Annotated in this window: 14 protein-coding genes; 6 read left to right on the top strand and 8 right to left on the bottom strand. The window is 63.7% G+C overall.

The window, feature by feature from the left end; translation table 11 throughout:
* Nucleotides 1-192 precede the first annotated feature (192 nt).
* The 5 genes from AC1C2O_RS03810 to AC1C2O_RS03830 all read left to right on the top strand — a co-directional run bounded on the left by AC1C2O_RS03810 (nt 193) and on the right by AC1C2O_RS03830 (nt 4,754).
* Nucleotides 193-477: a hypothetical protein gene (locus AC1C2O_RS03810; protein ID WP_495429119.1), complete on the top strand. Its 285-nt coding sequence runs from the start codon at nt 193-195 to the stop codon at nt 475-477.
* 14 nt (nt 478-491) lie between these two features.
* The gene (locus tag AC1C2O_RS03815; RefSeq protein WP_495429120.1) at nt 492-1,583 is read left to right on the top strand and encodes a GNAT family N-acetyltransferase; all 1,092 of its coding nucleotides are present in this window, start codon (nt 492-494) and stop codon (nt 1,581-1,583) included.
* Nucleotides 1,580-2,656: a GNAT family N-acetyltransferase gene (locus AC1C2O_RS03820; protein WP_495429121.1), complete on the top strand. Its 1,077-nt coding sequence runs from the start codon at nt 1,580-1,582 to the stop codon at nt 2,654-2,656. Before AC1C2O_RS03815 ends, AC1C2O_RS03820 begins: the two co-directional genes overlap by 4 nt.
* Nucleotides 2,657-2,742: 86 nt before the next feature.
* Nucleotides 2,743-3,438, top strand: coding sequence for an ABC transporter ATP-binding protein (locus AC1C2O_RS03825; protein ID WP_495429122.1), 696 nt, complete (start codon nt 2,743-2,745; stop codon nt 3,436-3,438).
* Entirely contained in the window at nt 3,435-4,754 is a 1,320-nt protein-coding gene (locus AC1C2O_RS03830) for a permease (protein WP_495429123.1), read from the top strand. Before AC1C2O_RS03825 ends, AC1C2O_RS03830 begins: the two co-directional genes overlap by 4 nt.
* A gap of 13 nt (nt 4,755-4,767) precedes the next feature.
* Here AC1C2O_RS03830 and AC1C2O_RS03835 read toward each other — a convergent pair whose 3' ends face one another.
* From AC1C2O_RS03835 to AC1C2O_RS03865, 7 genes are all read right to left on the bottom strand, one after another.
* Entirely contained in the window at nt 4,768-5,901 is a 1,134-nt protein-coding gene (locus AC1C2O_RS03835; RefSeq protein ID WP_495429124.1) for a hypothetical protein, read from the bottom strand.
* 24 nt (nt 5,902-5,925) lie between these two features.
* Entirely contained in the window at nt 5,926-6,789 is an 864-nt protein-coding gene (mutM, locus tag AC1C2O_RS03840) for a bifunctional DNA-formamidopyrimidine glycosylase/DNA-(apurinic or apyrimidinic site) lyase (protein ID WP_495429125.1), read from the bottom strand.
* Nucleotides 6,782-7,474: a ribonuclease III gene (gene rnc / locus AC1C2O_RS03845; protein ID WP_495429126.1), complete on the bottom strand. Its 693-nt coding sequence runs from the start codon at nt 7,472-7,474 to the stop codon at nt 6,782-6,784. Before rnc ends, mutM begins: the two co-directional genes overlap by 8 nt.
* Nucleotides 7,475-7,491: 17 nt before the next feature.
* Entirely contained in the window at nt 7,492-7,701 is a 210-nt protein-coding gene (rpmF, locus tag AC1C2O_RS03850) for a 50S ribosomal protein L32 (RefSeq protein ID WP_033104540.1), read from the bottom strand.
* A 2-nt stretch (nt 7,702-7,703) separates the two neighbouring features.
* Nucleotides 7,704-8,201: a YceD family protein gene (locus AC1C2O_RS03855; RefSeq protein ID WP_495431667.1), complete on the bottom strand. Its 498-nt coding sequence runs from the start codon at nt 8,199-8,201 to the stop codon at nt 7,704-7,706.
* A 145-nt stretch (nt 8,202-8,346) separates the two neighbouring features.
* On the bottom strand, nt 8,347-8,847 hold the full coding sequence (coaD, locus tag AC1C2O_RS03860) for a pantetheine-phosphate adenylyltransferase (protein ID WP_495429127.1): 501 nt from the start codon (nt 8,845-8,847) through the stop codon (nt 8,347-8,349).
* Between the two features lie 27 nt (nt 8,848-8,874).
* Complete coding sequence (locus tag AC1C2O_RS03865) at nt 8,875-11,055, bottom strand: ATP-dependent DNA helicase RecG (RefSeq protein ID WP_495429128.1); 2,181 nt, start codon at nt 11,053-11,055, stop codon at nt 8,875-8,877.
* A 44-nt stretch (nt 11,056-11,099) separates the two neighbouring features.
* Here AC1C2O_RS03865 and rsmD point away from each other — a divergent pair, with 44 nt between their 5' ends.
* Complete coding sequence (gene rsmD, locus AC1C2O_RS03870) at nt 11,100-11,678, top strand: 16S rRNA (guanine(966)-N(2))-methyltransferase RsmD (RefSeq protein ID WP_495429129.1); 579 nt, start codon at nt 11,100-11,102, stop codon at nt 11,676-11,678.
* Here the strand turns inward: rsmD and thiL are convergent.
* Nucleotides 11,648-12,643, bottom strand: a complete 996-nt coding sequence (thiL, locus tag AC1C2O_RS03875; protein WP_495429130.1) for a thiamine-phosphate kinase — start codon at nt 12,641-12,643, stop codon at nt 11,648-11,650. The two genes, rsmD and thiL, sit on opposite strands and share 31 nt — an antisense overlap.
* Nucleotides 12,644-12,652: the final 9 nt, after the last annotated feature.

Raw genomic sequence — 12,652 nt, forward strand, 5'->3', positions numbered from 1 at the left:
ATTTCTGGCCCCTCGCGGGCCATCTCTTCCGGTTCTTCCTGCTGTCCGCATCGGTCGATGTTCTGACTCCGACCCCCTGCACATCTCTGGGCAACGTCTCCATTCTGTGAGACCTCTCGCCCGCGCATCCGGTGTCCCCGGATTCAGCGCAACGCCCCCTTCACAAAAGATCGAAAAGAAACGAGCACTCTCGTGCATACGAACACGCTGCTTCGCAGCACCGCCCACCCACCATGTACCGAAGACCAGGAGGTTCTCGAGATCACCGTCCCCGCCGACCGGACCGCGCTCCCACTCGCAGACCGCGTTTCACTTCGAGTCGGCGTATGGCTGTTGACGCGGGCCCAGCGTCCGCGCCGGTCGCCTGCGCGGACTATGACCAGCGAAGAGGTGATGCGGATGTTCGAGACCAAACACGTTACCGAACGCGAATCGTTGGCGCTGCTCGCCTACAACCTGCATCACCAGCTGCGCTGACCTGGAGCCCTGAGATGAACATCGAACTCACCGATAACGCGACGCTGCATTCGCTTGTGCTTCCTGCGCAGGCGGATGCGGCGCCGTCCGCTCTCGTTCGCGAGTATGCAGCCGTACGAAACACCTCGATCAGCGACCTCACCGGTCGTGACGATGAGGATCTGACGGCGGAATCGCTGTTGCCGCTCCTGCGCGACAGCCCAGAGTTCATCAGACGCCAGTGGTACGTGTCCGTGAACGATCAGATGGTCGGCGTGGGCACGTTGAACATCCTGGCTGATGACGGTGGGCGCACCGGTTTCACCATCCTCAGCCTGGTCCGTGCGCACTGGGGAGCCGGCATCGGCTCTGCAGCACTCCCCCACATCGAGGCTGCCGCACGCGAGGCAGACGTCCAACGCCTGCTGGTCTGGGTCGAGCATCCCGCCACGCCTTCGGAAACCACGCTGGCCTCACCGACCGGTTCCGGAGAGATCCCGAACGACCACGGCGCACGCTTCCTGGTGCGTCACGGGTTCACGCTGGAACAGGTGGAGCGGGTGAGCACGTTCGTCTGGACTCGCTCGCTCGAGCAGAACGTGCGAGATCTGCTCGTCGAAGCGGAGAGCCATGCCTCGGAATATCGCGTCGTGCAGTGGATGCTGCCGACACCCGCCGAACACGTCCCCGGGTATGCCTGGATGAAGGAGCACATGTCCACGGATGTGCCTGATGCCGATCTAGACATGCCTGCGGAGAAGTGGGATTCCGATCGGATCGCGCGCCATGACGAACGCCATCAGCAGCGCGGCAACACCGTACTGGTGACCGCGGCACAGCACATCGAGACCGGAGAGCTCTGCGCATACAACGAGCTGGCGATCGGACCGGATCCTGCGTCGGTGTCGCATCAGGAAGACACTCTGGTACTCGCATCCCACCGCGGTCATCGGCTCGGGATGCTGGTCAAAGCTGCAGGTCTCTTGTCGTGGCGCGAGCAGCATCCGTCATCCGACCGGGTGATCACCTACAACGCCGAAGAGAACCGGCCGATGCTCTCCATCAATGAAGCACTCGGCTTCGAGGCCATCGCCTATGAAGGCGCATGGAAGAAGGAACTGACATGAAAGCACTCACGATCACCGAGATGGTGATCCCCGCGAGCGTGGATGCTCCGGATGCCGTCGAGTTCCAGACCCTGATCGACATGGGCAACATGCAGTGCCGGCTCGATGCCGGTATCGACGACCTCGACGAGACGGCAGAAGAGACGCTGCCACGTTGGCTCGACCGAACCGATCGCACGTACACCGGATTCACCGCGCGACGAGGCGGCGAGATCGTGGGAGCCGCCTTTCTCGTCACCGCGAACCAGGAGGGGACGACCTCGGCCGAGGCGAACGTCATCGTGATCCCGCCGCATTGGGGAGCCGGGGTCGAGATGGCCCTCCTTCAACGGCTCGAGCAGGAGGCTGTCGCTCTGGGCAGACAGACGATGCAGGTCTGGGCGCTGCATCCCGCTGCCCACTCCGAGCGAATGCTGACACCAGCGACCGGGTGGGGCACCGTTCCCGCCACCGCTCTCAGCGAGTTGCTGCTGGAGAACGGGTTCACGATGGAGCAGGTGGAGCGCAACAGCATCCTTCCGCTGAGCGGATCGCTCGAGCGCGTCAAGCGGATGCTGACCGAAGCATCGGCATTCGCGGGCGATGACTATCGCGTCGTCAGCTGGACGCTACCCACCCCGGCACATCTTCGGGATGGGTACGCCGATGTGATCTCACGGATGGCGACAGATGCACCCAGCGGTGACCTCGACATGGACGAGGAGATTTGGGATGCAGAACGAGTTATCCGCCACGACCAGAACCTCGCCGACGGCGGGCAGGTGATGTCGGTCGCGGCCGTCGAGCACGTCCCTTCCGGACGGCTGGTCGCTTTCAACGAGCTGGTCATCGGCGCGGATCACTCCGGCGTCACCCACCAGTTCGGTACCCTCGTCGTGAAAGAACATCGAGGTAAGCGCCTCGGCACGATTGTGAAGTGCGCGAACCTACTGCGGTGGCGGGACATCGCTCCCGCATCATCGAAGGTCTCAACGTTCAACGCCGAAGAGAACCGGCCGATGCTCGACATCAACGAGGCGATCGGTTTCGTGCCGGCGTCGTATGCGGCGGGTTGGCAGAAGAAGCTCGGCTGAACGATCATCCTTCGGGATGACGCCGTGGCGCGAATCTGCACCCAGAGAGGGATGATTCGCGCCACGGATCCAGCGAGGCTGAAAGCATGAACGACACAGTCATCCATGCCCAGGCCCTGCACAAGACCTTCGGAACGACCCATGCGCTCGCCGGGGTCGATCTCATCGTGAGGCGCGGCGAGTCTCTCGCCATCATGGGAGCCTCCGGTTCTGGCAAGACGACTCTGCTGCACATTCTCGCGGGAATCGTGACGCCGGATGCCGGCGCAGTGACCTTCACCCCGGCCTCGGGTGTGGCGATCGATGTGACGGGTGGTTCGGAGTCGGTACGCTCGCGCCTGCGTCGTGAGCAGTTCGGTTTCGTTTTCCAACAGGGGCTTCTGATGCCGGAGCTGACCGCCGTCGAGAACGTGGGGCTGGCGCTCATGATCAATGGTGTGAAGAAGGCAGATGCCACGGCTCAAGCGGCGTCGTGGTTGCAGGCTCTCGGACTCGCGGGCAAGGAAGACAGTCGCATCGGGGAGCTCTCCGGTGGCCAGGCGCAACGTGTCGCGATCGCCCGCGCTCAGGTGACCGGCGCAGAGCTGGTCTTCGCGGATGAGCCGACCGGCGCGCTGGATTCGCAGACCTCGGCCGAGGTGATGGACGCTTTGCTGTGGTCGACAACTGGTCAGGGTAAGACTCTGCTGGTTGTCACGCATGATGCCGACGTCGCGGCGCGGTGCTCACGGATCGTGCACGTGCGTGACGGTCGTTTCGTCGAGACGGGGGTCGCCGCATGAACGCCCGCGTTCTCGCACTACTGCTACGCCCTTCGTCCGGGGAACGCGCTGTCGTGGCCCTGCCCGTCATCGCCTTCGGCGTGGTCACCGCGCTCGTGCTCACCGTCATCGGCGGCGCACAGGCATTCTGGTCTTGGACGGATTCCGACGCCGGTCTTTACCAGGCGCTCGCTGCCATAGCCGTCGTCCTGTTGATCGTTCCGCTGTTCACGCTCGGCGGCGCCGCCGCTCGGCTATCTGCGCGCCGCAGGGATGAGAGGTTGTCGACGCTTCGACTCCTCGGCGTCTCCCCCGCTGGTGTCGTCGCAGCGACGGTGATCGAATCTACGTTCTTGGCTCTCGCCGGAGCTGTCGTCGGTGTGCTCGGATACCTCGCGTTGACCCCATTGGTGGCGCTGATTCCCTTCCGTGGCGAGGCGCTCGGGATCCAAGCTGTGATGCTGCCGGCCCTTCACATCCTCGCCGTCATCATCGGAGTCGTGCTGCTCGCCGCAATCAGCGCGGCCGTCGGGCTGCGGCGGGTCGTCATCTCACCTCTCGGTGTGCGGATGCGCACGGACGTGCCGCAGGTTCATTGGATTCGTGCGGTCCTCGCTGTCGGAGTGATCGCCACGGCCATCGCGGTGATTCAGGTGTTCCCCGGCATGGCGGGGTTGACGATCACGATCCTCGTTGTGGCTGGGCTCTTCGGCGCGGTACTTGCCGTGCTCAATCTTGTCGGCCCGTGGGTGCTGAAGCTGCAAGCACGCGGACGCCTTCGTCGGGCTCAGCGACCGGAGCAGCTGCTGTCGGCCCGGCATGTGTTGGAGTCTCCGAAAGCAGCATGGCGGCAGGTCAGCGGTGTTGCGATGACGAGCTTCGTGGCGGTGTTCGCTGGCACTGGAGTGTCCATGATGGACACCATGAGCGGCGCAGAGGCTGACGCGAATCTGATGCTCGCTGTAGACATCCGCACCGGAGTAATCATCACGCTGGCCGCATCGTTCCTGATGGTGGCCGTCTCCGTCGGCGTGAATCAGGCATCCGGCATCCTCGATCAACGCGACTTGCATCGGAGCCTGCACTATCTCGGGATGCCGGTGCGCACGGTCGACGTCGCCCGTCGGCAGTCCACAATGTCACCCCTGCTGATGACATCGATCGGGTCCGCGGTATGCGCCGCGGTGATGATGTTTCCCCTGATCGGAATCTCGCTCATCGTGTCGCCGCTGTCACTGTTGACGATCGCTGCTGTCGTTGCGGCAGGAATCGGGCTCGTGTGGCTGGGTGTACGGGTGACCTCGCCGTTGCTCGGCAGAGCGTTTCAGACCACCTGACGAAACAGTTTTGCTAGCGACCGTCGACGATGGACATGAAACCGGCGAACGCGAAGAGGCCCGGCACCACATAGAGAAATGTCAGAGTCGCGAACCAGCCGACGGCGCCGAGCACCGACCAGACTCCGGTGCGGCGATCACGCATGTCGAGTCGACGTCCCGTCGGATCGATCCGAGGCACGGGTTCGATCCATGCGGCTCCCGGTGTCTTGATCGATGCGCGGATCGAGGCAATCGCCGCTGAGGTCCGCTGTTCAGGGACCCTTTCGTCTCGGTAACGGCGCGCGTTCGACATGACCGGTACGGCCGCTTGCAACAGGGATTCCACGGTTCGCCAGGATTCGGCAGCAGTGAAGTCGGCGGGTGAAGGTGTGAAGAAGACGAGATGGTCATCGACGAGTTCGATGTTGAACCGATGTGCGCGGTCGATCAGCGTGGCCATCACGTCCGGTGTGACCACGAAGAGTGCGTCCCGCTCGTAGGTTGCCGGGGTGTAGAGGTGAAACCATCGGTCGAAGTCGCCTTCAAGTGACAGCCGTTGGTCTCGCTTGAGCGCGACCGGAAGCTCATCGAAAAATCCACCCGTTGCCGTTGTCGCAAAGAGAAGATGCGGGAGCAACACCGGCAGCTGCACTGCGAGATACTGCCATGATTCCGAGCGATGGGTTCGGTTTGTCACATTGCCGAACTCCACGCCGGGCGCGGTAAATCGAGGATAGAAGGAGAGCTGGCCCGAACCCGCGGTGATCATCGACACGAATGCTGTTCTCTGTGTTGGTTCGGCCTCGAACCCATTCGCGAGAGCGGTAAGCGCCTGCCGCCACTCGCCCATACGGGATCGCCGCGAGGGCGGCAACGCGGCCCAGCGATGCAGCCAGAAAGTCCCAAAAAGCCAGGCGACGAAGATCGCGGTGGCGATCACCATGTCTCGGACATCGACAGCGTCGATGCGATTCTGCTGGAGCGTATCAATACGAATGCCGAGTGTCATCAACACGATGCACAAGTACCAGAGCATCAGGCAGTTGTTCACGTGCACGAGCGTCTGTCGCTTCGTCGGCACCCAGCTCGGCCGTCCCGTGCGACGCACTCGTGCCATCGCCTCGGCGATTTCGTGCTCGGGCGCACTCAACCATCGCAAATCCACGGCAGTTCCCTCTATATCTGGCAGTCAGCGTTGTCGCTGGCACCGCGGACAAAAATGCGACGAGCGATTCATGAACGCCGCGCGTGTGATTGAGCTGCCGCAGCGAGCACACGGCACTCCCTCGCGCCCATAGACATTCAGCGAGTGCGCGAAGTACCCCGCCTGTCCATTCACGTTGACGTACTGCGCATCGAAACTGGTGCCGCCCTCGGCGAGAGCCTTCTCCAGCACCAGCCGCCCCTCGGCCAGCAGCCGGCGAACGGCTTGCGCGGAAAGCGCACGGCCAGGGGTCTCCGGGTGGATGCGCGCTGCCCACAGCGACTCGTCGGCGTAGATATTGCCGATTCCGCTGACCACGGTCTGATCGAGAACAATGCGTTTGATCGCGCTCGATCGGCGACGTACTCCGGCGATGAACGCGGCATCATCGAACGCCGCATCCAACGGATCACGCGCGATGTGCTGTACCTGCGTGGGAACGCGGTCAGTGCCATCGGCGATGAGTGTGTCAACGGCGAGCGAGCCGAACGTGCGCTGATCAGAGAACACGATGGCGAGCTCGCCGTGCTGCGGATGCTCGACGGCGAGCCGAATGCGCTCGTGCCGTTCAGCGGGAGCGTTCGGCGCGCGAAGCAGCATCTGCCCGCTCATGCCCAAATGTGCGGTCATGGCTTCGGCATCGCCCTCCAACGGAAGCCAAAGGAACTTGCCTCGCCGCATAGCGGCAACGACAGAAGAACCCTCAAGGCGTGCGACAAAATCTGCCGCACCCGCTGGATGCCGCGTGAGCGCCCGTTCGTCGAAGACCGCGACGCTCGTGATCGTCGCGCCGATGACAGCAGGTGCGAGGCCTGCGCGCACGACCTCGACCTCGGGAAGCTCAGGCACTCTCGCCGAGCGAGCGCCATGCGCTGAGCGCCGCGGCCATCTCAGCGGTCTTCTTGCTGGTGCCGGCACCGGTCATGCTCACATCGCCGACCATCACCGTCGCACTGAAGCGACGGTCGTGATCTGGGCCGCTGGATGACACCGAGTACTGCGGAGGTGTGGAACCAAGACGAGCTGCCAGCTCCTGCAGGCTGGTTTTGGGATCCATGGCCGCACCGTACCGCTCAGGATCGTCGAGTAGCGGTTCGGTGAGGCGGAGCACAAGTTCGGTGGCAGCCTCGGGACCCGCCGACAGATACGTGGCACCGAAAACGGCCTCCATAGTGTCGGCGAGGATCGAGTCTTTGTCACGACCGCCGGTCTGCTCTTCGCCGCGCCCTAGCAACAGGTATGCCCCAAGGCCGATGCCTCGGGCCACCTCCGCGAGGGCGACGGTCGAGACCACACTTGCGCGCCTTTTGGCGAGCTGCCCCTCATCGAGATCGGGGTGGGTCGTGAACAACATGACGGTCACGGCCTGCCCCAGCACTGAGTCGCCGAGAAACTCCAGGCGCTCATTGTGCGGGCTGCCGCCGTGCTCGTATGCGTATGACCGGTGGGTCAACGCCAACGCAAGCAGCTCAGGGTCGATATCGACCCTGAGCTTCTTTGCGAGAGATTCAGTCCCGCCGGGGACCTCTGTCACGATCGTGAGACCGTGGTTCAGACGTCGGCGACCTTGCGGCCCTTGTACTCCATGAACAGCTCGGTGCCCTGCGAGTCAGTGACGACCTTCGCCTGGTGCGGGCGGCTGTAGACGGTCTTGCCGTTCTCAACGGTCTTGACGAGCGCGATGGGCGCCGCCTTCCACTGCGCGCGACGCGAGCGGGTGTTGGAACGGGAAACCTTGCGCTTCGGGGGGTTACCAGCCATGGCTAACTCTCTTCTGTATTCTCGGGCGCACGGCTCTCTGCCGCACTCCCCTGGTCTGTGATCTGTTGGAGCGCACTCCATCGCGGATCGATGGGAGCGTCTATCTCCGCTCCGGTGCTTACGGCCAGCTTCACGCCCGTTGCCGGGTCGAGCCCGGGGCAATCCGGCTGACACACCGGCTGAAACGGAAGCGACAATACAGACGCTTCCCTAACTAGAGTTTCAAGATCCACGTGGTCGTCTTGAACCTCAAAGTCAGTTTCTTCCTGTCCAGGATACGCGAAAAGCTCCTGGAACTCGACTTCGACAGGCTCAGCGATGTCAATCAGGCATCTTCCGCACACGCCTTTGTACTCTGCATCCGCTGTTCCGGAGACGAGAATGCCCTCGTGGACTGACTCCAGTCGCACTTCGATGTCGATCTCAGCACCGGCTTCGAAGGAAACGATGCCCTCACCCCACTGCTCTTTCAAAGCAACAGAGAACTGATGCTCACGCATCTCTCCCGGGCGTCGGACGATGTCACGTACGGGCACCACGAATGGGCCGCTGAGTCGGGTCTTCACCACTTCATGTTACCGGCGGATGCTGAATGAAGGGCGTTGATCCCCCGGCGCTTCGACACGCCGGGTGACAACCAGGGCCTCAGAGCCCGCGTGCACCCGTGTCGAGGAAGGCCGCGACCGCGCGCGGGACGAATGGTGTGACGTCGCCACCGAGGCCGGCTACCTGGCGCACAAGCGAACTCGACACCATCGCATGCGAAGGATCAGGCAGCAGGAAGACCGTCTCGATATCGGCGAGGTGTCGGTTCACGATCGCCATCGGAGACTCGTATGCCACGTCGATCTGGGAACGGATGCCCTTGATCAGCACACCAGCGTCAACATCGCGGGCGTAGTCAACCAGCAGACCCATGCTCCACGAGTCGACGATGATGTTGGCCCCGCCCATGCCGTCCTCTGCGATCGACTGCTCCAGCAGCGACAGTCGCTGAGCGATGGGGAGCATCGCCTCCTTGCCGGGGTTGTGCACCACCAGCACGTGCAGTTCATCGTAAAGCTTTGCAGCTCGACGAATCACGTCGAGATGACCAAGGGTGGGTGGGTCAAACGAACCCGGGACAACGGCGATCCGGCTGCTCATGGCTTCAGCCTATTGCACCCCAGGTGCCTAATTCTTCGCGAGCGCGGCCCGATCGTCTTCAGTCACGCGACGCTTGATGACGTCTCGCAACCCGGTGTGCGAGTCAAGCTGCGGGTCGGTCAGCAGAATGTCTTCCGCAAGCTCGCGAGCTCTGGCGATGAGCTTCGAGTCTTTCACCACCCGCAAAAGCTTCAACGACGACCGCACACCAGACTGCGTCGACCCGAGCACATCGCCCTCGCCACGCAGCTCGAGATCGACTTCTGCCAGAGCGAAGCCGTCCAGGGTTGCCGCGACCGCCTCGACACGGTCACGCGCAAGGGAACCTTCTTCGGCCTCGGTGACGAGCAGACACAATCCAGGAACTTCGCCACGTCCGACGCGACCGCGCAGCTGGTGCAGCTGAGAGACGCCGAATCGATCGGCGTCGAGCACAATCATCGTCGAGGCATTCGGCACATCCACTCCGACCTCGATGACAGTCGTGGCGATCAGCACGTCGATCTCCCCACGCGCGAAGGCCTGCATCACGGCATCCTTCTGGTCTGCCGGCATCTTTCCGTGCAGCACCGCACGCCGGAGCCCACCGACCGTCGGATGCGTCGCCAGAACGGCATCGAGCTGTGCGACCCCCCAACGTGGACCGGTGGCGCCTTCTTCCGACGGCATCAGCGCGGCCTGATCTTCTTCGCCAGAGCTCTTCTTGGTCGTATCGATCGCGGCGCACACAGCGAACACCTGTCTGCCCAACGCGACTTCTTCCGCAGCCCGCGCCCACACTCGACGAAACCAGTCCGGATGCTCCGCAAGCGGCGCAACAAAAGACTCGATGCCCGCACGTCCCGCGGGCATCGTTCGGATCACGGAGGTGTCAAGATCACCGAACACCGTCATCGCGACCGTTCGGGGAATGGGGGTGGCCGTGAGCACCAGCGCGTGCGGGCTCGACCCCTTCGCACGGAGCGCTTCGCGCTGCTCGACGCCGAAACGGTGTTGCTCATCCACGACGACCAGTCCGAGATCGGCAAACGTCGTCTTCTCCCCCAGAAGCGCGTGGGTGCCGACGACGATCAACGACTGGCCCGAAGCGACTCGCAGGGCAGCCTTGCGTCGCTCAGGTGCCGACATCTGCCCCGTGAGCAGTGTCGGCATCAGAAGCGGCGCCAGTGCCGGGCCCAGCATCCGCGTAATGGAGCGCAAATGCTGAGAAGCGAGCACCTCGGTCGGCGCAATCAGCGCGGCCTGCCCGCCAGATTCTGCAACCTGCAGCATCGCACGCAGCGCGACGAGGGTCTTACCCGAACCCACCTCCCCCTGCACAAGCCGGTTCATCGGCCACGCGCCGGTGAGGTCATCCGCGATTTGATCGCCGACTGTCTGCTGGTCGGGTGTGAGCGTATAGGGCATCGCAGCGTCGAAGCGCTCCAGCAGCCCACCAGGCTTCGCTGGGCGCTCTGTAGCGCTCAATGCACGTACTGCGGCACGCTGCTGCAACAGCGCCGTCTGCAGCACTAGGGCCTCGTGCATCCGCATGGTGCGCACAGCAGGATCGACCTCGTTGAGGGTCTGCGGTCGGTGCAGCTGGACCAGCGCGGTACGAGCGTCAAGAAGCCCCTCGCGCACGCGGATCTCTTTCGCCAACGGATCGGGCACTTCACCGAGCTCCGGCAGTATCTTCTCGACGAGTTCCCTGAACTGCTGGCTGGCAACGGCCGAGGTCGCAGGATAGATCGGGATCGGCCGGTGTGCCCTGTCATCTGCACGGGCCTGCGCGCTTTCCTCATCGTCGAAGAGTTCGACCTGAGGGTGGGCGAACTGCGTCGTCTCGTTGTACATCCCGACTTTGCCGGAGAAGACCCCTCGACGGCCGGGCCGCATCTCGTTCGCCCGCCACTGAGCCTGGGCGAGGTTCTTCGCGAAGAACGTCAGCGAGACTCGCCCGTGCTCGTCGCCGATGATCACGTCGGTCATGGCACCTGGTCGATTTCGCATGGTGCGCGCCGATGACGACAGCACCTCGGCCACGATGGTGACGGTCTCACCGACCGGAAGATCGCGGATGGGTGTCAACTCAGCGGGGTCGGCGTAACGACGAGGGTAGTGCCCGAGCAGATCGCCGACGGTCTGCATGTCGAATGCACGCTCGACCTTCTTCGTCGCCGCCGGGCCGATGGCGTCAGCCAGGCTCGTGTCGAGAGAGAAGACCATGTCTGAAGTCTAGAGAACACCGCGGACAGTCATAGGCTGAACGGGTGACGAGAATCATCGCCGGAGAGGCACGAGGACACCGCCTGGAGGTACCGGGCAGCGGCACGCGCCCCACCAGCGATCGGGTGCGCGAGTCACTGTTCGCCGCGCTGGAATCTGCGGATGCCATCGCCGGTGCTCGTGTGCTCGATCTGTATGCCGGCTCCGGAGCACTGGGACTCGAGGCCCTCAGCCGGGGCGCGACAAGTGTGGACCTCGTGGAGCGTTCCCGCCCCGCAGCCGCAATCGTGCGCCGCAATTCAGCCATAGTGACCAAAGCGCTCAGCGTCGCGTCCGCCCGCGTGCACGAGAGCGCAGTGCTGGCGTTCTTGAAGCGCGACGCTGGTACCTATGACCTCGTCTTCACCGATCCGCCATACGACCTGGACGACGCAGCAATGACGGCCGATCTGGTCGCACTCGCGCCGCTACTCTCAGAGGACGCCGTCGTCGTGATCGAGCGTGCACGCCGATCTACTGCGCCAGACGTCGCAGCCGCACACCTTGAGGTGTTCCGCGAGAAGGCCTACGGAGACACCGCCGTGTGGTGGGCTCAGCCCGCCGTAGAATCCCAATCACGGTAGGGGTCCCACCCCGCAGCATCCACCGGCTCACCGTCACACAGCACGCCTTGGGTGCCCTGCTCACGAACTTCACCGATGATGCGGAAGCCAGGCGGCAGCGTGCCAGGTGGGAATGTCGCCAGCAGCCCATGGTCTTCCCCGCCCGCCAACGCGCGGTCAGGGTGAGCACCGAGCGCCGCTCGGGCGAGATCAAGCGTGACCTCGGATGCCGCGGCAAGCCGACCGGCATCGAGAGAGAGTCCGTCAGAGACGTCCATCATCGCTGTTGCACCAGCCACTGCCGCCATCACACCGAGCCCTATCGGAGGTGCAGGCCGTAGCTGCGCATCAAGGGCGGCGCGCTCGCCTGACTCAAGCGCGGACGGGTCGATCGGAACGGGTGTGTCGCCATCGCGGAAACGACCGAACAGGACGGCGAGTCCATGAGCGGCATGCCCGAGTTCACCGGCGATCGCGACGACATCTCCTGGCCGTGCACCCGAGCGCGTGACAGCATCTCGCCCCTCCAGGTCACCCAGAGCCGTGACAGCGACCGTGAGCACGTCAGACACGGTCAGATCACCCCCGACAACTGCGCAGCCTGGAGCAAGCGCCTCGCACGCGGCACGAAGACCGTCGGCCAACTGCTCGACGAACGAAAGTCGAAGATCGCGAGGTACGGCAAGCGCCACCAGAAGCGCCGTAGGACGCGCGCCCATCGCAGCGACATCCGCGAGGTTCACTGCCGCGGACTTCCAGCCAAGGTCGTACCCGCTCGACCAGGCCAACCGGAAGTCCGGCCCGTGCACAAGAGTGTCGGTGGTCGCGACAACAGAGCCGGACGGTGTGGAAATCACCGCTGCATCGTCACCGGGTCCGATGATCGCTCGTGCTGCGGGCGCGGTACGGGCAAGGATGGCACGCAGAATCGTACCTTCGGAGAGATCACCCAAACGTGGGTCATCGTCAGCTGAACGGGAAGGCATGCTGTCAAA

The sequence above is a fragment of the Microbacterium sp. Y355 genome (genome assembly GCF_059445345.1).

What these genes read in the sequence shown, in the direction of transcription:
- AC1C2O_RS03815 (WP_495429120.1), top strand. Translation starts at nt 492, where the DNA reads ATGAACATCGAACTCACCGATAACGCGACGCTGCATTCGCTTGTGCTT.
- AC1C2O_RS03820 (WP_495429121.1), top strand. Translation starts at nt 1,580, where the DNA reads ATGAAAGCACTCACGATCACCGAGATGGTGATCCCCGCGAGCGTGGAT.
- AC1C2O_RS03825 (WP_495429122.1), top strand. Translation starts at nt 2,743, where the DNA reads ATGAACGACACAGTCATCCATGCCCAGGCCCTGCACAAGACCTTCGGA.
- AC1C2O_RS03830 (WP_495429123.1), top strand. Translation starts at nt 3,435, where the DNA reads ATGAACGCCCGCGTTCTCGCACTACTGCTACGCCCTTCGTCCGGGGAA.
- rpmF (WP_033104540.1), bottom strand. Translation starts at nt 7,701, where the DNA reads ATGGCTGGTAACCCCCCGAAGCGCAAGGTTTCCCGTTCCAACACCCGC.
- AC1C2O_RS03855 (WP_495431667.1), bottom strand. Translation starts at nt 8,201, where the DNA reads ATGCGTGAGCATCAGTTCTCTGTTGCTTTGAAAGAGCAGTGGGGTGAG.
- coaD (WP_495429127.1), bottom strand. Translation starts at nt 8,847, where the DNA reads ATGAGCAGCCGGATCGCCGTTGTCCCGGGTTCGTTTGACCCACCCACC.
- AC1C2O_RS03865 (WP_495429128.1), bottom strand. Translation starts at nt 11,055, where the DNA reads ATGGTCTTCTCTCTCGACACGAGCCTGGCTGACGCCATCGGCCCGGCG.
- thiL (WP_495429130.1), bottom strand. Translation starts at nt 12,643, where the DNA reads ATGCCTTCCCGTTCAGCTGACGATGACCCACGTTTGGGTGATCTCTCC.